This is a genomic window from Streptomyces sp. NPDC127106 (genome assembly GCF_042677605.1).
Taxonomy (GTDB): Bacteria; Actinomycetota; Actinomycetes; order Streptomycetales; family Streptomycetaceae; genus Streptomyces.
Genome location: NZ_JBHXTC010000015.1, coordinates 44,469 through 64,283, shown reverse-complemented (window position 1 = coordinate 64,283; position 19,815 = coordinate 44,469). Strand labels below are relative to the sequence as shown.

22 protein-coding genes are annotated in these 19,815 nt (G+C 72.6%); 13 read left to right on the top strand and 9 right to left on the bottom strand.

The window, feature by feature from the left end; genetic code table 11:
• Nucleotides 1-374: 374 nt before the first annotated feature.
• The gene (locus ACFVGY_RS15835; RefSeq protein ID WP_385676839.1) at nt 375-1,331 is read right to left on the bottom strand and encodes an alpha/beta fold hydrolase; all 957 of its coding nucleotides are present in this window, start codon (nt 1,329-1,331) and stop codon (nt 375-377) included.
• 125 nt (nt 1,332-1,456) lie between these two features.
• Here ACFVGY_RS15835 and ACFVGY_RS15830 point away from each other — a divergent pair, with 125 nt between their 5' ends.
• Nucleotides 1,457-2,065: a TetR/AcrR family transcriptional regulator gene (locus ACFVGY_RS15830; RefSeq protein ID WP_385676836.1), complete on the top strand. Its 609-nt coding sequence runs from the start codon at nt 1,457-1,459 to the stop codon at nt 2,063-2,065.
• Nucleotides 2,066-2,232: 167 nt separating this feature from the next.
• Nucleotides 2,233-2,793, top strand: a complete 561-nt coding sequence (locus ACFVGY_RS15825) for a hypothetical protein (RefSeq protein WP_385676833.1) — start codon at nt 2,233-2,235, stop codon at nt 2,791-2,793.
• A gap of 103 nt (nt 2,794-2,896) precedes the next feature.
• Here ACFVGY_RS15825 and ACFVGY_RS15820 read toward each other — a convergent pair whose 3' ends face one another.
• The 5 genes from ACFVGY_RS15820 to ACFVGY_RS15800 form a co-directional block, all read right to left on the bottom strand.
• Nucleotides 2,897-3,406 carry a hypothetical protein gene (locus tag ACFVGY_RS15820; RefSeq protein ID WP_385676830.1) on the bottom strand — a complete coding sequence of 170 codons (510 nt, stop codon included), beginning with the start codon at nt 3,404-3,406 and terminating at the stop codon, nt 2,897-2,899.
• A 43-nt stretch (nt 3,407-3,449) separates the two neighbouring features.
• Nucleotides 3,450-3,842 (bottom strand): peptidase inhibitor family I36 protein, encoded by a 393-nt coding sequence (locus ACFVGY_RS15815; protein WP_385676828.1) that lies wholly within the window; start codon nt 3,840-3,842, stop codon nt 3,450-3,452.
• On the bottom strand, nt 3,842-4,489 hold the full coding sequence (locus ACFVGY_RS15810; RefSeq protein WP_385676825.1) for a hypothetical protein: 648 nt from the start codon (nt 4,487-4,489) through the stop codon (nt 3,842-3,844). The genes ACFVGY_RS15815 and ACFVGY_RS15810 overlap by 1 nt, the downstream gene beginning before the upstream one ends.
• A gap of 81 nt (nt 4,490-4,570) precedes the next feature.
• Complete coding sequence (locus ACFVGY_RS15805) at nt 4,571-4,717, bottom strand: hypothetical protein (protein ID WP_385676823.1); 147 nt, start codon at nt 4,715-4,717, stop codon at nt 4,571-4,573.
• A gap of 472 nt (nt 4,718-5,189) precedes the next feature.
• On the bottom strand, nt 5,190-5,489 hold the full coding sequence (locus tag ACFVGY_RS15800) for an ALF repeat-containing protein (protein WP_385676821.1): 300 nt from the start codon (nt 5,487-5,489) through the stop codon (nt 5,190-5,192).
• 248 nt (nt 5,490-5,737) lie between these two features.
• Here ACFVGY_RS15800 and ACFVGY_RS15795 point away from each other — a divergent pair, with 248 nt between their 5' ends.
• Together ACFVGY_RS15795 and ACFVGY_RS15790 are read left to right on the top strand one after the other, a co-directional pair.
• The gene (locus ACFVGY_RS15795) at nt 5,738-7,030 is read left to right on the top strand and encodes a sensor histidine kinase (protein ID WP_385676818.1); all 1,293 of its coding nucleotides are present in this window, start codon (nt 5,738-5,740) and stop codon (nt 7,028-7,030) included.
• The gene (locus ACFVGY_RS15790; protein ID WP_385676815.1) at nt 7,018-7,752 is read left to right on the top strand and encodes a DNA-binding response regulator; all 735 of its coding nucleotides are present in this window, start codon (nt 7,018-7,020) and stop codon (nt 7,750-7,752) included. Before ACFVGY_RS15795 ends, ACFVGY_RS15790 begins: the two co-directional genes overlap by 13 nt.
• A gap of 43 nt (nt 7,753-7,795) precedes the next feature.
• On the opposite strand, the gene ACFVGY_RS15785 is transcribed toward ACFVGY_RS15790, so the two are convergent.
• The 3 genes from ACFVGY_RS15785 to ACFVGY_RS15775 all read right to left on the bottom strand — a co-directional run bounded on the left by ACFVGY_RS15785 (nt 7,796) and on the right by ACFVGY_RS15775 (nt 11,257).
• Entirely contained in the window at nt 7,796-9,016 is a 1,221-nt protein-coding gene (locus tag ACFVGY_RS15785) for a glycosyltransferase 87 family protein (RefSeq protein ID WP_385676812.1), read from the bottom strand.
• Between the two features lie 89 nt (nt 9,017-9,105).
• A complete protein-coding gene (locus tag ACFVGY_RS15780; protein ID WP_385676810.1) occupies nt 9,106-9,927 on the bottom strand; it encodes a lipase family protein in 822 nt (273 codons plus the stop codon).
• A 214-nt stretch (nt 9,928-10,141) separates the two neighbouring features.
• Nucleotides 10,142-11,257, bottom strand: a complete 1,116-nt coding sequence (locus ACFVGY_RS15775; protein ID WP_385676807.1) for a hypothetical protein — start codon at nt 11,255-11,257, stop codon at nt 10,142-10,144.
• 59 nt (nt 11,258-11,316) lie between these two features.
• Here ACFVGY_RS15775 and ACFVGY_RS15770 point away from each other — a divergent pair, with 59 nt between their 5' ends.
• From ACFVGY_RS15770 to ACFVGY_RS15730, 9 genes are all read left to right on the top strand, one after another.
• Nucleotides 11,317-11,664, top strand: a complete 348-nt coding sequence (locus ACFVGY_RS15770; RefSeq protein ID WP_385676804.1) for a class I SAM-dependent methyltransferase — start codon at nt 11,317-11,319, stop codon at nt 11,662-11,664.
• Between the two features lie 232 nt (nt 11,665-11,896).
• A complete protein-coding gene (locus ACFVGY_RS15765) occupies nt 11,897-12,364 on the top strand; it encodes a hypothetical protein (RefSeq protein ID WP_385676801.1) in 468 nt (155 codons plus the stop codon).
• Between the two features lie 365 nt (nt 12,365-12,729).
• Complete coding sequence (locus ACFVGY_RS15760; protein ID WP_385676798.1) at nt 12,730-13,665, top strand: hypothetical protein; 936 nt, start codon at nt 12,730-12,732, stop codon at nt 13,663-13,665.
• Nucleotides 13,666-13,681: 16 nt separating this feature from the next.
• Nucleotides 13,682-14,611 (top strand): hypothetical protein, encoded by a 930-nt coding sequence (locus ACFVGY_RS15755; RefSeq protein ID WP_385676795.1) that lies wholly within the window; start codon nt 13,682-13,684, stop codon nt 14,609-14,611.
• Complete coding sequence (locus ACFVGY_RS15750; protein WP_385676792.1) at nt 14,611-15,054, top strand: hypothetical protein; 444 nt, start codon at nt 14,611-14,613, stop codon at nt 15,052-15,054. The genes ACFVGY_RS15755 and ACFVGY_RS15750 overlap by 1 nt, the downstream gene beginning before the upstream one ends.
• 46 nt (nt 15,055-15,100) lie before the next feature.
• Nucleotides 15,101-15,505, top strand: a complete 405-nt coding sequence (locus tag ACFVGY_RS15745) for a hypothetical protein (RefSeq protein ID WP_385676790.1) — start codon at nt 15,101-15,103, stop codon at nt 15,503-15,505.
• A 34-nt stretch (nt 15,506-15,539) separates the two neighbouring features.
• Complete coding sequence (locus tag ACFVGY_RS15740; RefSeq protein ID WP_385676787.1) at nt 15,540-17,024, top strand: hypothetical protein; 1,485 nt, start codon at nt 15,540-15,542, stop codon at nt 17,022-17,024.
• A gap of 1 nt (nt 17,025) precedes the next feature.
• A complete protein-coding gene (locus tag ACFVGY_RS15735) occupies nt 17,026-18,096 on the top strand; it encodes a polyprenyl synthetase family protein (protein WP_385676784.1) in 1,071 nt (356 codons plus the stop codon).
• Nucleotides 18,089-19,807 (top strand): hypothetical protein, encoded by a 1,719-nt coding sequence (locus tag ACFVGY_RS15730; RefSeq protein WP_385676781.1) that lies wholly within the window; start codon nt 18,089-18,091, stop codon nt 19,805-19,807. The genes ACFVGY_RS15735 and ACFVGY_RS15730 overlap by 8 nt, the downstream gene beginning before the upstream one ends.
• Nucleotides 19,808-19,815 lie beyond the last annotated feature (8 nt).

Genomic DNA, 19,815 nt, shown 5'->3' with positions numbered 1-19,815 from the left:
GACGGTAGGACACCGGCGGGCAGCGGGCCCGACGCGGAGGGCCAGGAGGCGAAGGGCGTGCTGCGGGGCGGGGCGTGGGGTCCGCGTCTGTCGTTTCCGCCCATCGGAGCTCGGTGCCGTACGAGGGGCGGACCTGCACATCGCCCGGTGCGGGCCCGGGCCGCACGTGCGGCCCGAACCGTCGACGACGCCGGAGACGCTGCGGGCCGGGCACGGGCTCTGCCACGAGTGCGACGGCCTGGGGTGGTGCCCCGCCTGCGAAGGGAGGGCCGGGTCCGCGGCGGCGATCCGGGACGGGGCGCGGGCTCCGGGTCGCGGGACCCCAACGGGCCGGGGCGCTGCCCGCCGTGCTCCGCAGGCCCGCCCGCTGCCCGTTACGCCTGCACGGGACCGCGCGCCGCCGCCGGGTCGAGGGAGTCGACGTCCTCCATGAAGCTCAGCATCCGGGCGTTGATCACGTCGGGGTGGTCGATCTGCGGTCCGTGGCCCGTCTGCGCGACGACCTCGGCGCGGGCGCCGGAGATCAGCCGCGGCACGCGCTCCAACTGCCGCTTCGGGCGCAGGAGCAGGCTGCGCTTGCCCATGATCAGATAGAACGGCGTCCGTATGGAGCGCAGCTCGTCGTCGGTCAGCGGCAGCGGTGCAGGCCGGCGGATCCGGAAGGCCTTCACGCCCGCGTGGATCCACGAGCGCAGCTCGGGAACGATGATGACCGGCTGCTCCAGCCATGCGGCCAGGGCCGGACGCAGCGCCTTCGGGGCGAAGGTGGCGAAGAGGCTGGCGAAGATCCACACGAAGAACCGCAGGCCGACCTTCTCCAGGCCGCCCGGGTCCAGGGCGGTGACCGAGGCGAGCCGGCCGGGCCGGAGGTGGGCCTGGTTGATGACGAGCCAGCCGCCGTAGGAGGAGCCGACGAGGTGGACGCGGTCGAGGCCGAGCGCGTCGAGGGCCTCGTCGAGCCACTGGGCGGCGCGCTCGGGCTGCCACATCGGCTCGCGGTGGACGCTGCGGCCGGGATCGCCGGGGGTGTCGAGGGCGTAGACCGGGCGTTCGGCGCTGAGCGCGGGGGTGTTGGGGTACCACATCGCGGAGCAGCCGCCCGAGCCGTGGATCAGGACCACCGGGGTGCGGGACTCGGCGGCGGGGTCCGCGGGGCCGTACCGGTAGACGTGCGTGGTGCCGAAGCTCGTCTCGACATCCGTCTCGGAGCGAATGGGGGCGCCCATCGCGAGGAGGACGTCCGAGGCGGCGAAGTAGCGGTCGCGCAAGGTGTCGTTGACGTAGCGGCCGACGTCACGGCGGGCGCGGGGTCGCGTCGCGGTTGCGGTCACGGGGTACCTCCTGGAATCCGTTCTTCGTAATACGACCGTACCACGAAATTGGTACCGCGGTACCATGAAAGGGTTCCGGGGATTCCGGACGCGCGAGCTGCACCGAGGACGGGCGGAGACACCACATGCCGAAACGCGTGGACCACGACGAACGCCGCGCACAGATCGCCGAGGCCCTCATCCGCGTGGCCGGGCGGCGCGGACTGCACGCGGTCGGCATGCGCGACGTGGCCGCCGAGGCGGGCGTGTCACTGCGGCTCGTGCAGTACTACTTCCAGACCAAGGAGAACCTGCTCTTCTACGGGCTCCAGCACCTCACCGAGCGCTACACCGCGCGCGTCGGCGCGCGCCTCGCCGCCGCCCCCGACCCGGGGCCGCGCGCGACCGTCGAGGCGCTGCTGCTGGCCTCCCTCCCCACCGACGAGGAGAGCCGCACCTTCCACCTCCTGTACTCGTCGTACGCGATCCTGTCGGTGACCGACGAGGGGCTGGCCGCCCAGCCGTTCATCGACAGTCCCAACGCCGCGGAGGACGCCGTGACCGGCATGCTCCTCAGGGCGCAGGAATCCGGACTGGCCGACCCCGGCATCGACGCGCGCACGGAGGCGATCAGCCTGCTCGCCATGACCGCCACCCTGGGGACGAGCATCATCGTCGGCCAGCGCACGCCCGAGTCGGCCATCGCCGTCCTCCACCACCACCTGGACCGCATCTTCCAGGAGGCACACGACTGACCCGTGGGTGGAGCCCGACCTGGGTGTCGTGGCTTTCGACGCAGCGCGCTTCGAGCCGTACGTGATGCGGAGTCAGGTGGACGGCATCCGGCTCGGAGCGTAGCCCGGAGGCGTCCAATCCGCTGGTTTCGCCTCGACGTCCTGCACCCGGGGCGTAGCGTGACCGCATGAGCGATGTCGTGGAGGGCAAGGGCCCGAAGCTGCCGCCGTCGAACCCGCCGAAGTCACCGCCGCCGAAGTCACCGCCGCCGCAGGAGCAGCCGGTTGAGTCGCCGCGTCCGCCACGGGGCACGCAGCCGAATCCGCCCTCCCGGGAGCGGGCACGGCTGGCCGTGCGGAACCGGCAGACGGCCGCGCTGGTGTACCGGTCGGACGACTGGGCGGCGAAGAAGGCTGCCGGGGAGGCCCTGGCCACGGTCCGCGGCTGGGGGTACGGCGAGTTGAACGCGGCCGACCTGGACGAGGTCATGCGGCTGCTCGTCGGTGCGGTCGTCGCGGACGGCGGGAAGCGGGTCAGCGTGCACCTGGCGGACCAGGACCGGTCCGTACTGGTCCTCGTGCTCAGCCACCGCGTCGACGGGGGCCGCGGTGAGCAGCAGCTGCTGAGCGACCTCGCGACCGTGCCGAGCGTGCACACCTGCGGCAGCGACGTCGGTGAGGACGGGCGGCGCGTGTGGGCGCTCCTGGCCGCGGACCCGCGGCCGGGGCGGACGGGCCGCGTGGCGTAGGCCAGCGGAGCCGACCGGGCCACTGCTCGACCGACTCGCCGGCGGCCGGGAGGAGTGGCTCTGCCGCACGGCTGCCAGTGCCGGCGCGGCGGGAGCCCGGGAGTCAGCCGGCCGGCGGCTCCGGATCCGGGTCGCGGTAGACCTCGTAGGGCTGGTCGGACAGCTCGCCGTCGACCCACACCTGCATTCCGTAGCGGATGGCGTGGTCCGGGTAGATCTCGGGCAGATCGCTGCCGTCGGACGGGAAGTCCGCGGCCGGGTCGTGCAGGGCCAGCTCCTCGCCGTGGCGCAGCATCGGTCCGGACAGGGCCGCCGGCACCGCCGCCTCGAAGCCGGCCCAGTCGATGACGACCTCGCGGTCCTCCGTGCGCCGGACCAGCGGGTGGAGGTCGACGTGCCCCACGCGGTGGCCGTGCTCGACGAGCCACAAGTCGGCGCTCTCGCCGTCGAAGTGGAGCCCGGTCTCCTCCGGATCGTTGTCGACGAGCATGTCCTGCAGCAGGGCACGGACGTGATCGCGCCGGGAGTAGACGAACAGGACGCTGTACTCGGCCTGGCCGCGGTAGGCCTTCTCCAGGACGTACGCGCTGCCGGCCCGTGTTCCCCCGCTCATGTCCGAACCCTGCCAGACCTCACTGACAGCGGGGCGACGGCGTTCAGCAGCTCATGGCCCAGGTGTGCGAGTCGCCGTTGTCGTTGGCCGCGCCGTTGTAGTTGACCTCCTGGCCGGGGGTGAGGCAGATGGTCATGTGCCCGCCCTGATGTGCCCGGGAGTACACCTTCACGTGGTCCTTGATGCCGGGACCGGAGATGCCGTGGTTGGCCCAGGAGGAGTCCTCGTCGGCGATCCAGCTCTCCCACCAGCCGTCGTCGCCGCTCCAGTTGGCGCGCTGCCCCTTGAAGTCGGCGTGCTCCCAGGCGCAGAACTCGCCGCTCGGGCAGTCCACCGCCCCGGCCGGACCGGCGGCCGCCAGGCCGCCGGTGAGGACGAGGAACGCCGCGGCGGCGGCGGTGAGCAGCTTGTTGCGCTTCGTGGGGTTGGGGGTCATCAGGAGACGTTGCCTTTCCGGTGGGGGGTGGACGGGTCGGACAGCACGTCGGCCGCGCGGTGCAGGGCGCGGTCACGCAGCCGGCCGTAGGTGGTGAGTTCCTCGCGGTGCGCGGCGCGGACCTGGGCGAGCCGGGCGGGCTCCAGTCGGGTCCGCAGCTCCTCCAGGCCGGTCCTGCGGATGCAGTCGGTGTCCCCGTCTTCGCACGCGGCCCTGCGGGCGAGGGCCTCCCGGTAGGCGGGGTCCTCGCCGAGTCGGGCCTGGGCCTCGGGGCGCAGGTTGTTGACGGTGACCTCGGCGCGGAACCAGCGGGCCTGGTCGCCGTAGAGGAAGCGGTGGGCCTCGGCGAGACAGCCGTCGGTGTGGGTGCGGACGGTGTGGCCCGTGGCCAGTGTGATCGACAGTTCGGCAGGGTCGGTGCCGAACAGCGCCTCCTCCCGGGGAGGCGGGCCGGCCGCGCCGTGCGCGGTGAGGCAGCGGTCGACCAGTACCTGCTGGGCGGCTTTGATCAGGTCACTGCGGCCCTGCTCCGAGGCGGGCAGGGCCGGCCGAGGTGATGCCGAGCAGCCCGCGGCGCACAGCACGGCCAGCACAAGACCCGCCGCCGTCCGTCCGGTCGCCCGCATGTGGGCAGCGCTGCGCTCCATACCCCTTCAAACGATCAAGGAGACCCGACGACACGGCTCATTGCCGTCTGGCGGACGGCCGAACGGACGTCCGGTGGCGGGTCAGTCCTCGCCCAGGACGATGTGTTCCTCGACCGAGGGGTCCGGCCTGTTCTCCGTGCTGCGGCGGACGCTCTCGGCCGGGCCGGGACGAGGGGTGGTGCGCCTGGCCTCTTCGGGCTGGTCCGTGCTGGCGAAGTCGTTCCGCATGATGGTCTTCCTTTCATCCGATCGGGGCGGAGCTCGTGCGCGCTCCTTCCCGGCGACCGAGCAAAAAACAGGACGCGCCCACACTGTGACCGGCCGCGCGGCGCGCCGCCCCCGGTGAGCGCCGTCCGAGTGACGCGCCCGGACCGGGACCCGCGGCTCCGGCGTCGCAGCGGAGGTCTGCGCGCCGTGTGGGAGGGGAGCGTGGGGTCCGGCCCGGAGGTCCCCCGGTGTGGCTCGACGGTGCCCCTCATCCGGCCGACGTGGTCATCTCGCGCGGCACGATCGCCGCCGTTGCTCGGCTTCGGCGAGCCGTGTTCCGGGACATCCGGCGACGGACCTCGCCGCCGCGTGGCTGCTGCTCCCCGCCGGAACCGTACGACGGTTCGTCGGCGCGCGCGGCAACGGGGCCCGCGCCGTTCGGGCGCGGGCCCCGTCCCCGTGTCACGCCGGTGTGCGGTTCCCCGCTTGGACGTCAGACCTGGTACTGGCCGACCGTCACGAAGTGCCGCAGCTCCTCCGGAGTGCCGTCGATGACCTCGCCGGCCGCCGCACGCAGGGCGGCGCTGATGCCGGGGCGGGCCAGGATCCGGCCGACGGCGACGCGCAGGTCGTCGTCCGACATGGTGTCGTACGGCGACTCCGCGGCCGCGGTCGGCGCCGCCACCGCGGCCGGCCCGGCGGGCGCCTCGGCGGCGACGGACGGCGTGGTGAAGAGCAGGGCCGGAGCCAGTGCGCCCGCGGTCAGGACGAGTGCAACCCTGGTCAGCTTCATGGGTCCCCCTGGAGGAAGCATCGATGCGCCGACAGGATCTCCGCCCGCGCAAGATCATTTTCAGGCTAACCCGGCCGCTCTGATGTTCGACGTGAACTTCCGGCCGGTTTCGTGGCTCGATCGCACTCTGGGGCGCTTCGTCCCGTCCGGAGGGCCAGCACTGCACCGCTGCTGCGCGGCTCCCTGGGCGGCCGTGCCCTGACGTAGGGTCACGAGGGGATCAGCTGCCGCACCAAAGGACCGTACACATGCCCGAACTCCCCGCGCCCGTCCGGCTCGGGACGGTGTTGAGGAGCGGACCCGGACGGTTCCTGCTCTCGTCGTGGCCGTGGCGCTGCTGGCTCCACCTGGCCTCCGGAGCCCTGGTGGGGTGGGCGGTACTGGCCGTGCTCACCGTGCTGATCGTCGCCGGGGTGCTGTTGTCCTGGCTGGGCATCGGGCTGTTGCTGCTCACCGCGGCGGTCCTGACCGCCGTACCCGTCGGCGCACTGGAACGGCAGCGGCTGCGGCTGGTGGAGCCGGGGCGGGTCACGGACCCGCACGCCCCGGCGGCCGGGGCCGGGCCGATGAGCCGGCTGCGGAACCGGCTGCGGGAACGGGCCACCTGGCGGGAGTTCGGCTACGCCGCCCTGCTCGCGGTGGTGTTCGGGCCGGCCGGGTTCGGGGTGACCGCCCTGCTCGCCTTCTCCGTCATGCTGATCGCGAGTCCCGTGATCGTATGGGCCCTGGCCCCGGAAACGGTGATGCTGATCCCCGGGCACGCGGTATCGGGGCCCCTGGAGGCCCTGGGCGGCACCGCCGCGGGGCTGCTCGGGATGCTGCTGGCAGCGTACGCGGCCGGGCTGGTCGCCGGCACTCAGGTGCGGCTGGCACGGGCCCTGCTCGGGCCGCGCGAGGAAGACGTCCGGGTGGTGGAGCTGACCCGCTCCCGGGTCCGGCTGGTCGACGCCTTCGAGGCCGAACGGCGGCGGATCGAACGGGACTTGCACGACGGCGCCCAGCAGCAGCTGGTGGCACTGAGCATGACACTGGGACTGGCCGAACGGGAGCTGCGCGGGGTGCCCGAGGCGGCGGCCGCGGCCGGACTGGTCGCGCGGGGGCGGGCGGAGGCCAAGCAGGCGCTGGCGCAGCTCCGGGAGCTGGTGCGGGGCATCCATCCGCAGGTGCTGACCGACCACGGCCTGGCGGCGGCGGTCACGGAGCTCGCACTGCGGCACCCGGTTCCGGTGACGACCGACCTGGACCGGGTGCCGCGGCTACCCGACGCGGTCGAGGCCACCGCCTACTTCTGCGTGGCAGAAGCCCTGGCCAACGCGGCCAAGCACAGCGGGGCCAGCCGGGTGGAGGTGGCGGGCGGGATCGTGGCCGGGAAGCTGGCCCTCACGGTCACCGACGACGGCCGTGGAGGGGCCGAACCGACCGCCGGGGCAGGCCTGGTGGGGCTGGCGGACCGGCTGGCCGTGCTGCGGGGCAGACTGGTGGTGTCGAGTCCGGTGGGCGGGCCGACCGTACTGCGGGTGGAGGTGCCGTGCTCCGGCTGATCCTGGCCGAGGATTCCGTGCTGCTGCGGGCCGGGCTGACCGAGGTCCTGTCCCGCAGCGGGCACGAGGTGACGGCTGCCGTCGGCGACGCGGACGCGCTGAAGCGGGCCGTCGCCGCGGAACGGCCCGATGTGGTCGTCACCGACGTACGGATGCCGCCCGACTTCCGGGACGAGGGCCTGCGGGCGGTCCTGGAACTCCGCGCGGCAGACCCGTCGTTGCCGGTGCTGGTGCTGTCCCAGTACGTGGCGACGGCCTACGCGGCGCGGCTGTTCGGCGGGAGCGCGGGCGACGGAGGCGGCACTGGCGGCACCGGACGTACGGGCGGCACCGGACGTACGGGTGGCACCGGACGTACGGGGACGCCGGGCGGGCTCGGCTACCTGCTCAAGGACCGCGTCGGCGAGGTCGACGAGTTCCTCGACGCGCTGGACCGGGTGGCCGGCGGGCAGACGGTGCTCGACCCGGAGGTGATCCGCGTACTGCTGAACCACCGTCCCGCGGACCACCCGCTGGGCCGGCTCACCCCGCGGGAACGGGAGGTGCTGGCGCTGATGGCGGAGGGGCTCAACAACCAGGCCGTGGCGGCCCGGCTGTTCGTGACCGAAGCCGCCGTGGTGAAGCACGCGAGCAGCATCTTCATGAAGCTGGAACTCGATCCGGCGGAGGGCAACCGGCGGGTCCTGGCCGTCCTCGCCCACCTGCGGGGCTCCGCCGGCTGAGGGGCCACCGCAGGGCCGCCCCGCAGGGCCGCCGGCCGGATGCTCAGCCGCCAGCCGGAGCGCGGTACGGTCCCGCCGGCGCCGCCTGCACCGATACCGACGACCCGGCGACGACCCGGGACGGCAACGGCACGGCGTCGGCCGGAGCCGCCGACCGCGCCCACAGCACCAGCACGACCGGCAACGCCAGATAGCCGAACCGCCCGGCGGGGGCGAACAGGAACGCCACCGTCAGGCCGACGGCGAGCCGGTCGGCGGCGGCGACCACGGTCCGCGGCGGCCGCAGCACCAGGGACACGGCCACCGCCGTGCCGCCGAGGAGCAGCAGGGCGACCGTCACCCACCAGCCGCACGGCCCGAGTTCGCTGATCAGCCGGCCGGGCAGCGGGCTCCGCGCCGGAGTCGCCACCTCGGCCCGCCCGGTCGGGAACGCGAACACCTGCCGGACCAGTTCGGCGGGCTGGAGCAGGGCCGCGGGCAGCACCGCCACCGCCGTTCCCGCCGCCGCGATCGCCCCGCACCGCACGGCCGCACGCCACCCGTAGGCCGCAGCCAGCAGCGCCACCGCGACCGGGACGGCCGGCCAGGCCGTCCACTTCACGGCGCACACGGCGGCCAGCACGACGCCCGCGAGCGCCGGCCGCCCGCTCGCGGCAGCGGCCAGCGCCAGGCAGCACAGCCCCGCCAGCGGCAGGTCCACCCCGCTCACCGCGAGCGGCAGCGCCACCACCGGAGAGGCGACCAGCAGCAGCACCAACCCGCCACGTCCGGGGCTGCGTTCGCCGAGCAACCGTCGCCCGCCGCACATCCCGCCGAGCAGCGCGGCGGCGCACCAGATCCTGGCGTCCCCGAGCAGTCGGGGCAGCCAGCCCGATTCCCCGAGCACCGCCCGCGGTATCCCGAACAGCGCCATGCCGGGCAGGTACGGGGTGTACTCCTCGACCCGGCCGGGACGGTCGACGTACGGGCTGCCGGACTCCAGCAGCAGACGACCGGACCGTTCGATGACGGCGACCTCCGACTGGCCCTGCCCGGTCCACACCAGGTACAGCAGCGGCACCACGACCGCTCCGGCCAGCGCGAGCGGAAGGGCGGCGCGGGGCCGCCGCAACCCGGTGGCGCAGGCGGCGCCGAGGTATCCGGCGGCCGCGCACCACCCCCACAGCCGGTGCGTGTCGAGCGTGGACACCAGCGGGAACGACAGTGCCCAGGCGGCCGCGCACAGCCAGCCGAGGGCCCACCAGGAGGGTCGGGAGGAGGTCATGCCCCCCATTGCAGCCGCGGCCACCCCGCCGGGTCTGCCCACCCAGACGGACACTTCGGGGTAGGGTTTCCCCTACCCGGAGGAGCAGCTCAGGTGAGGTTCTTCTCCAGGGCGTGGACGTACTGCTTGATCGGGTGGTCGCGCAGGGCGTCGCCGGCGGGGGCGAGGAGGTCGGCGGTGGCGCCCTTGACGCGGTCGGTGAGCGCTCCGGCCAGGGGCACGGACGAGCGGACCGTGCCGGTGGAATCGATGTAGCGCAGGGTCTCGGCGTGCGTGTACGCCGGCTCGGGCGGCAGCTGGGGAACGATGTCGTTGTTGTTGACGAAGCGGTGCAGGCGGTCCTTGAACCCCTTGTTGCACGCGGCGGCGAGGAGCCGGTCGCAGGTGCGGGGCTGGCCGAAGGTGTAGATGCCGTCCGCTTGCAGCCGGGGCTCTTCCAGGTACATCCGGCAGCCGGCGAGCATGGCGAGGGCCCCGCCGAGGCTGTGCCCGGTGAACCAGACGCTCTGGCCGTTGTCGCGCAGCTCTGCGAGGGTGTCCCGGACGGCGGGGAAGACGGAGTCGAGGGCCTGGCCGAAGCCGTAGTGGATGTAGCCCGTCCTGGCGGGGCCGGGCCGGGGCGGGGTGGTGGCGTCGGAGAGCCAGTCGCGGATCTGGCCGGGTTCGGTGCCGCGGAACGCCGTAATGATCATGTGGTCGCTGGCGATGGTGTACGCCTGGGTGTCCTCCAGCGGGAACGGAGGGGTGAACCGGGTGTGGTGATGGCGCACCCGGTCGAAGCCCCACTCGCGTGCCTGGCGTTCGATGGTGGCTTCGTCCTTGTAGGCCAGCGCGGCTGCCTGGACCATGCTGTAGGCCAGCGGCAGGCTGTAGTTCTTGGCGTGGTGGTCGATCGTGTGGGGTACGGGCACGGCCCGGTCACCTCTCTCGTGGGACGGTGCTGCGGCTGTCCCGCGCACCGTTCCCCACCCACCACCCCGATCAGCCCCGAGGTCACTCCTACGGGCCCGCAGGAACGATTCACCCACGCCCACCCGGCCCAACCCCGCACCGTCAGCGCCCCGGCCCGGAGCCGCCGGACCGCCGTGGCGCAGCGGTCCGGGGAGTCCGACGCCGGTGGGGGCGTCAGGCCTTCGGCAGGAACGCCTGCTTGCTCGCGCAGGTCCACACCGTGGCCCGGCCGATCCCGTTCTCGTCGAGGACGCTGCCGCCCACCCGGTCGTCGTCGGTGACCGCGTGGGCACTGCCTCGGCGCGGGCCGGAACCGCCGGGAAGGGCCAGCACGGGGCCCTGCCCGGGCCAGTACGCGGGCTGCGAGCTCTTCCACCAGCCCTCCTCGATGGAGACGGCCGCGCCGACCACGGCCCCGCTGGTGGGGCTGGTGGCCTCCAGGGACAGCTCCTCCTCGCCGGCCAGCCGGCCGGGCTCGGTGGGGAGTCCGTCGTACGGCTTCTTCCACGTCGCCGGCCGGAAGTGCTGCAGTTCGCGCCAGGCCGTCCACTCGTGGCCGACCACCCGGCCGCGCTCGTCGATGGCGCTGCCGATCGTGGAGTACATCTGCGCCTCCTGGTTCCAGGCCTGGAGGCTGTACGGCGGGTACCCGCCCGCCGGCCAGACCACCGGGTGGTGCCGCATGATGATCTCGTCGGTCTCCTGGTTCCAGTACTCGGAGGACAGGTTGCCGAGGACGTCCCCGCGCTTGTTGATCGAGCTGACGGTCACCCGGCTGTTCGGGTAGGCGTCGACGGGCGCCGGGAGTTCGCGGGCCACCGAGCCGTTCGCCCACTCCTTCGCGACGCCGTTCTCGCTGGTCACCACCCGCCCCGTGGCGCTGATCGCCGCGGCCGCGCCGCTACGGGACGCGGCGGTCAGCAGCCGGACCCGGGCATCGCCCGGCCGGTAGCTGAACGCGGCCCTGGTGTCGATGTCGCGGACCAGCGTGCCGACCATCAGCCCGTTGTCGCTGACCGAGGTGACCGTGCCCCCGGTCCAACCGTCGGGCAGCGGCACGGCGTGTGCGGTGGTCCCGATCCAGTAGACCGGCAGGCCGTTGCTCGTGCCGACCGCGAGGTCGCCGCGCCCCAGGCCGTGCACCGTCCCGCTGCGCGTCGGCCCGTCGGCGGACAGTGCGTCCAGCGTCCGGAGTTCCGGTGTGCAGCCGGCGGCACCTGCCGGCCCCGCCGTCGTGATCAGTCCTGCGAGTGCGGCGGCGGCAGCCGCCGCGGCAATGCTCTTCCGCATGTGAGAATCCCCCTGGTCGTGACACGTACGAGCCACATACTGCCGGGTAACGGGGCGGAATGGCACAGACCGCTTGTGATCATTCGGTCGCCCGGGGCCGCCTCCGCCTCACCCTCGGTACCGCTGCCCGGACCGGTGAACCCGCCGCCTCCGCCGACATCGTGATCTCCGTCAACAACCCGCACCTCTGGCCCGACGTTCCCGCCGCCCTGGCCGAACTCCACCGCGTCCTGCGACCGGGTGGCCGTATGGTCCTCTCCGCCCCCGCGAAGTGGCCGCCCGCCGGCCTCCCTGCGCTCGCCGACATGGTCGCCGCGGCCGGATTCGACTCCGTCCGCACGTGGACCTGGCGACCTCCGACGCGCATGGCATCAACCGCGGCGCAGCTGAGCGCCGTACGCACGTAAACGGCCGGGCGAGCGGGGTGCCGCAGGGCACAGCGTCCGCCCGCGGGGAGGGACACCCGGGTTCCGGCCGATCGATCAGGAGAACCGATACGGCAGTCACCGCGCCGGGTGACATCGCGTACGGCCCGTTACGGGGCCGAAGTCGGGCGGAAGGGGTATGGCCTCCGCGCGCGCCGGGGCCGGGTGCACGGGCACCCCACCGCTCCCCGGCCGCCCGTACGGGAAGGCAAGCATGAGCACATCGAGCACACGACAGGCCGGGCCCGCCGAGACCGTCCCCGCGCCGCCCAAGCCTCCGATCACCAAGGTGACCCCCGTGTCGTACAAGAACACGATCAAGGATCTGGAGGTCAAGGACGGCGCCAACAGCAAGCAGCGCGGCATCAAGCTGACCGTCGTCGTCGAGGTCGAGCGCGAGAAGGTGAAGAAGACCGAGCAGCAGGTCCTGCAGTGCGTGTACCGGTTCGTCCCCGACCCCCACGCCGAGACCAGGTACATCAAGAAACCGGAAGAGTTCTACCAGCACGTCGCCCATGACCTCGTGGCCCACGTCAAGACGGCGAAGAAGCTGCCCGAGCCCACCGACAAGTTCACGACCCGGTTCGGGAAGACCGATTTCACCCTCGCTCAGCTGCAGCACGAGATCGGTCACGGATTCAAGATCAAAACCGCACCGGACGGACCGGAGATCCCGGGGTAGCCGATCTCCTCTGCGGCCGGCGGTCGCGTGAAACGACGTGCCCGCCGGCCCGCCGACCGGAGCCGCCCTCGTGTCGGCTCCGGTCGGTTCGCCCCGCCCGGCGAGGCACGCGCGCGCCGGGAGCGCAAGGGGAGCACGCGCGCGCTCGCAGTGGCGTGCGGCGCGGGAAGCGAATCGTTCAGGCGCGTTGAACGCACCATGCGACTTACCGTCCGTCCGGGTGTCGGCGCAACGGTTCTCCGGCCCCGCGGCGATTTTTCGGCGGCAGGATATGCGACCGCAGCGGTGACGCGTCGAACATCCGCACGCGTCGCCCCCGCTCCCCCTCCCCCTCCGTCCGCCGTCCCGTCGGGAGGCACCACCGCATGGCAGCAGCAGCCGAACCGGCCTTCGACCTCGCGGTCGGATTCACGCCGTCCGCCCTCAACAAGGGGCTCACCCAGCTCCACACCAGCCACCGTGACGTTTTCAAGGGCACGGAGAAGAAGAACTACGGGGACGTCGCCTATGTCGCCACCTGGGACCTCGTGCAGCCGCCCACGCTGCGCCTCGGCACGCTGCCGGGCGGGCTCTGGGAGAAGTCGATCAAGGCGCCCAAGGTCAAGGAGCTGCCCGCAACCGGCGTCCTCCTCCTGGAGTTTTCCGAGCTCAAGGCCGAAGCCTGGCCGGAGGGCCACGAGAGCGACAAGGTGGGCGGCACCGGCCCGGTGCGGGTCGTCTGCCACGCGACCGTCAAGGACAAGGCGCTGGCCATCGAGCCGCTCGCGGCCTGGCTGGACCAGCAGTCCATCGACGCCAGGGACCGCCGGATCGTCGTCCACCAGCTCGTCCCCTCCGTCCTGGCCATGGCCGGCAAGCTCCTGTCCGGGCTGCACATCCCCACCACCGAGATCTTCGGCACGAAGCTGGACCTGGAGCCCGCCCTGGTCGACGTCGCCGGCTCCCACCTGGTACTGGCTGCGAAAGCCGAGGTCGGCGAGGCGGCCGCCACCGGCCTGGCCGGTCACACCTGGCCCGACAAGGACATCTTCCTGCTCGGCAGCCGCGGCTTCGTCACCGGCGTCCTCGACGCCGCGCTGCACGCGCACCAAGGCACCGAGGTCTACAACGAGCAGAAGGGCCCGGACCTCTGCAACGTACGGTTGAAGGCCAAGTTCGAGAACGCCAAGAACCTGGTGCTGGACGCGGCCGACCTCACCACGTGCAGCGCGAACGTGCTGTTCTCGTACAGCGCGGAAGTCTTCCTGTTCGGTCCCGAGGGCTCAGGCTGCTCGCTCACCAAGGCCGGCAACAGCTGCTGAGCGGGGCGGAGCCGACATGCCGGACACCGACCTCGCCGTGGTCATCGGGCAGTCCACGTTCAACAGTGCGCTCGCCGACCTGTACGGGCGGCAGCCGCTGCGGGCCACGCTCTTCCAGGGGAGCGTGAAGGGCGTCCTCCTCGGCGAACCGATCACCTTCGACTGGGCCGTGGAAGAGCTTCCCGAGGTCCGCCTCACCCGACCCACGCCGCGGCAGTGGGCCCGGGCCGTCGACCGCACCGGCGGCTCCGCCAAGGAGGTGCCGGGGGCGTTCAGCGTGCTCTTCCCGCATCTGTCCCTGAGCGACTCCGGGACTTCGGGCACGGTCCGCCAGCGCGCCGAGGTGCTCTGCACGTGCACCGGCAGCGACGGCAGACTCGGCATCACACCGCTCGGCGTCATCGGCGACCTCGACTCGGGCGACGGGGGCGGGCGCTTCTACCGGCACCTGGTCGTACCCGCTGCCCTCAACGCGCTCGCCACCGCGCTGAGCAGCGTCGTACTCCCCCACCTGAAGGTGGCGTCGGTCTCCTTCGGCCCGGTCGAGCTGGCCGCCGGGGAGGGCCGTGCGGTCGCCGTCGCCAACACCGCCGACCGGGAAGGGCCCGCGCGTCCGGTCCCGGCCGACTACCCCGACACCCCGTTCTGCGTCCTGCTCGGGCCGCGACTGCTCCAGCGCGCCGCCCAGAACGCCCTCGACGCCGTACGCGGGCAGTGGCAGCACACCAGCGGCAGCGCGACCTTCGGCCTCGGCCGCGCCGAGTACCACGGGGCGATCTGCGTCAGCGACGGCAGCGTCACCGTGGACCCCGATCGGCTGCCGGAGTTCCGCGCGCGCCTCACCGTCCGGGCCCGGGCGGGGGCTTCGGTGGAGCCGTTCGCCGGGATCGAGGACGCCCTGGAACGGACCGGGGAAACCATCGGACGAGCCTTGGAGAGCTACTGATGCCGTCCCCCGACCACACGCCGGACGCAGCCGGAGCCGGAGCAGGGAACCCTACCGACGCAGCCGCGGGCATCGGCATCAGCTACGCGGCACAGGTCGTGCCCAGCCCCCTGGACGTCACGATCCGCCCCGCCCTGCACGGCGGAGCGGTGGACGGCGTCCTGGAAGAGGTCGGCAGCTTCACCGTCCTCCTGACGCCGGACGGCGGGAACCTGGAGGAGGAGATCCTCTCCGGTATCGCCGAGCCGCTGGCGCAGACCCTGGCGCTGCTCCTGCCCCCGCTCGGCCACCAGCTCCTCAACGGGCTCGGCTTCACCCTCGCCCACCTCCCGCCGCTGACCCACACGATCGGCGGCGAGCAGATCACCCTCACCCTCAAGGACCCCGGGCTCTCCCGGTACCAGGGGATGCTCCAGGTCACCGCCACCCCCGTGCTCGGCTGACCTGCACCACCACCAGCGCACACGTCACGACACCGGAGGACCGTACATGACGCTGCTGCCCATCGAAGTGCTCCTGAATCCGCCCGCCCCGAAGCTGACCGCACAGGTCACCGGGATCACCGACTGGAAGAAGGGGACCGGTGAGGAGAAGGACAAGGACGGACGGATCGCGGTCGCCGTCAAGGGGTTCGAGCTCCACAGCATCTTCGTCCGGCCGCTGTTCCTCCCGTCGGCACAGGAAGCCTGCTCGAAGCTCGCCACGTCCTTCGTGCCGGCCGTCAAGAAGGCGATCTGCAACTGGGACGCCGGGATCCCGGTCACGGGACCGCTGACGTGCAAGCTTCCGGTCCCCGACAAGGCCGGCGAGACCGTCGGCGTGACGGCCGCCAACCTCAGGCTCGCGACCTTCGACGACATGCTCCTGATCTCGGGCGACCTCACTATCTCCTGACCCGCCGCCGCCTCCCGAGGAGAGACGATCCCACATGACCGAGCCCAATCCCGCCGCGCCCTCCCCGTCCCCCAACGGCCGGGCCCCGGTACTCCTGGCCGACACCCCCGGCTACCCGCTCGCCCGCACCGTCGCCATGCCCGAGCGGCTCCCGTACCGCACCGGGGCCCTGAGCATCCGCTTCGGTGCGCTGGAGGTGCACCCCGAGGGCGAGCCCGAGGAGCTGTCCCGCGAGCCGCACGGCGACCGAACGAGGATCACGTACCGGATCCCGGCCCTGGTGCTGTCCGGCCGCTACGCGCTGGACGCCCGCCCGGACGCGCTCCCGGAGCTGGACACCGCGGGCAACCTGGAGCCGCTCTCCGACGCGGCCCGGCAGCCGACGGTCCCGCTCGCCGCCCGCACGGCCGCCGAGGCCCAGGCCCCTCCGCGGCAGGACGTCGAGCGGTGGACGGCCCGCGCCCGCGAGCACCGCGACAAGCTGATGGGCACCCCCCACGGCGGCGAACTGGTCTACCGGTTCAACGCCCACAACGAGGTCTACAACGAGCTCTTCGGCCTTCCGTCGGTGCTGCGGGTCTGGCGGGGCGAGGAGGAGCGGGCCGGGCTGACCCGGGAGATGGCCGAGCACACCTTCCAGTGCACCGACCCGGCGCAGGAACAGTCACCACCCGTCAACAGCTGGGTCCACAAGGACTCCCACACGAAGTACAACTGGCAGGCGTTCGAGGTCCACCACGTGCTCCAGGCGACGCTGTCCGCCAAGGCGCAGCATGCGAAGCAGGGCAACAAGACCGAGCAGGCGGCGAAGTACCGGGCGGCCTTCGACTCCGCCGCGGCCTTCTCCAAGAAGGTCATCAAAACCGGCAACGACCGCAACTCCACGGTCCCCATGGACCAGCACCAGATCTACCAGGCCGTCAGAAACGACGACGGCACGCCGCCGTCGTCGGTCGAGGACGCCGAGTTCGCACGCTACCTGCGCTACGTACCCCTCACCGCGGCCATGCCGGTCGCCGACGCGGAGTCGGACGTCCCGGACCGGTACGTCGGCTCGCCGCACACCACCGAGCCGCTCGCCGACGAGCCCGACTACTGGGAGCCCCTGGGCGCACGGGACTACGAGGTGATCCGCGAGACGACGCGCGCCCTCTACCAGCACGAGGCCGAGCAGCAAGCGCGCCAGGCCGACGGCAGCGGGGACCTGCTGCACGAGGGCTCCTGCCGGGCACGGCTCGTGGCACCGGTGTTCACCCTGCTCCTCGGCCCCGACGGCCATGCGGCGCCGGCCGAGGCCCTGTCGAGGCTGGCCGATGCCCGCGTCGAACTGCCCCCGCTCGAACTCACGCTGGACGGGCGCGGGGCCTGGGAGGGCGACGCGGGCCGGCTGGCGGAGGAGCGCCTGAACAGCATGGCCTTCCTGCCCGAGCTGCTGCGCGAGTCGGTGCTGGAGAGCGTGCGGTTCGCGGCCCTCAGCGGGCTCCCGGGCTTCTCCCCGAACGGGGCCGGGAGCCGCTGACGTGACCGCCACCCCGCACGCCCCGGCCCCCGACGTCCTGGACCGGATCTGGTCGGACCTGCTCGCCGGGGACCGCCCGCGCTACGAGCGGATCCTGGAGACGGCCCTCGCACCGCAGCAGCCGTACCTCACCGAGACCGAGTACGGCATGTACCGGCGCGGCAAACGCCTGCGTCCGGCGGTGATGCTCCTGGCGGCCCGCATGGTGCACGGGGAAGGTCCGCTCCCCGCCAAGGCGCTGCAGGGCGCCGTCTCTCTGGAGATGCTGCACGTCGCCACCCTCGTCCACGACGACGTGGTGGACGGGTCCGCGCTGCGCCGCGGCGCTCCGTCGGTCAACGCGGTACGCGGCACCGAGACGGCGGTGCTGGTCGGCGACCTCCAGTTCGTCGCGGCGATCCGCGGCTTCGTCGGCAGCATCGACCGGGACAGCGACATGGCCCTGGTGAAGCTGGTGCTGGACACGGCGTTCGAGATCTGCTGCGGCGAGCTCGACGAGCTGACGGTGGACCCGTGCTGGGACCCGCAGGTCCTGGCCGACCGGTACTGGCGTACCGCCGAGCGCAAGACCGCCTCCCTGTTCGGCCTGGCAGCCGAGTCCGGCGTCGCACTGGCCGACGGCCGGACCTCCGAAGCCCGCCGGGCCGGGTTCTACGGCCGCCGTCTCGGCCGGGCGTTCCAGGTGATGGACGACCTCTTCGACCTCGCCCAGGACCCCGCCGTTTCCGGCAAACCGTACGGGATCGACCTGCTGCGCTCGCGCGCCTCGCTGCCGCTGATCTACGCCATGGGGGAGCTCGGCGCGGACCACACCGTCAGCCGGGTGCTGCGCGGCGAGCAGGACGGCTCCGAGCTCGGCGCGGCCGAGCTGGACAGGGCCGCCGCCGAGGTGCGGGCCAGCAGCGGGTACGCGCGCGCCTACGCGGATGCCCGGGAGCAGGCGCTCGACGCCATCGAATACCTGCGCCCGTTCCCCGCCGACCGCTACCGCCGGGCGCTGGAGGAGCTGGCGCTCCAGGTGGTCGACCGGCCCAGCCGGCCTGCCCGTCCGACCGGAGGAAACCATGGGTGAGAACCTCTTCCAGTTCGTCTACCGGACCATGCACAAGCGGGTCAACCATCCCAAGAGCCCGTACTTCCTGCCCGAGGTGCTGCGCCGGGCCAGGCGCGACGGCGGCAAGCCCCTGCTCCCCGTCACCGCCGACACGTGGCAGATCGGAGACGTCGGGAAGGACGCCGGCCGCAAACTCGCCACGCTCGTCTACGACTCCTGGTGGGCGGAGATCACCACCAGGGCGAGCGAGGAACAACAGAAGGTCATGGCCGCGTGCGTGCCGACCCAGCTGATCGACAAGCCCGACCCGCACCTGACCGTGCACGGCGTCCAGGTGACCGGCCTGGAGAACGCGAGCCTCGGCGACGTCCGGGACCTGCGGTGCCTGCCGGAGGGCTACTCCTGCGTGCTGCCCGTCACCCTGGGCGCCCACGACGGCCCGGGCCTGCCGAAGAACGTGACCGTCTCCGGCGGGTACGAGCTCGTCCAGCACGTCGCGGCGGCGGACCAGCCCGACGACCCCAAGAAGCGCCGACCGTACCCGACCACGCAGCAGCAGGTGGGGAAAGTGGAGGGGCTCAGCTGGCCCGTCGAACGGGTGGCCATCCAGGGCAGGTTCCAACTGCAGGTACCCGGCGCGGAGTTCCTCGCCCATGTCCGGGTTCTGGTCGCCGGGCAGGGCGCGGCCCGACGTCCGGACGTGGTCCTGGAACGCATCGAGCTCCCCAAGCCGCCCGACTTCAAGCTCGACCAGAGCACCTTCACGGTCGTCGTGGCGAACAAGGCGCTGCAGAGCCAGGACGAGGTGTGGCGGAACTCCGTATGCGACCTGTTCTCCGCGCGTCAGGCGATGGACCAGTTCGCGGGCAGCCTGACCGGCGCCCTCAACTCCCCCGGTAACCTGGGCGGCCTCCAGAGCACGCTGTCCACCCAGCTGCTGCGCGCGCTGGACGGCATCCTCGGCTCCTCCGCACCCGCACCCAGCACCGGTGACAAGCCGGAATCGGCGGTGGACCGCTACCTGCTGGACCGGACCAGGTCCGCGCTGGGCGATGCGAAGTCCTGGTTCTACCCGCCGTCGGTGGTCTGGTCGGTGCACGAGCCGCCGCTCCAGCCCTTCGCCATGGCCGAGGCGGACCTCGGCAAGCACGAGGTGGAAGGCGGCGAGCCGACCGGCATCCTCTTGCGCAACACCAGGGTGGACGGCATCGCGAACCTGCTGCTTCCCGCCGACGACATCGTCCTGACCGAGCAGGGCCTGGACGTCGCCCTGCTGCTCGGGAAGATCGATGGCGAACCCCCGGTCCGGATGCGGGAGAAGGACGGCGGCATCGGGCAGCGCACCGTCCCGAAGCCTCCGCTGACCCTCAGCGCCGACGTCCACCTCTACTGGGAGGGCGACGGGCCCCGGCCCCAGCGCGACTTCGGCCTCGCCGTGACCGTCGACACGGCCGCGGCAGCCCTCGTCCTGAGCCTCACCGGTCGGGACAGCGACACGCTGGACATCCACCTGGGCAAGGTCGATCTCAACGTCCGGACCGGGGACGTCCGGGTCGATCTCGTCGGCGACAGCCAGTGGATCAAGCTGATCAGGCCGCTGATGAACAGCGACACGGTGAAGGAGATGGTCCTCGGCATCGTCAAGGAACGGGTCGGCACGGAACGGGACAACCTCTCCAAGGCATTGACCCGGGCAGCCCGCAAGACGATCGCCGCCCAGCTCACCTGAGCCCGCCC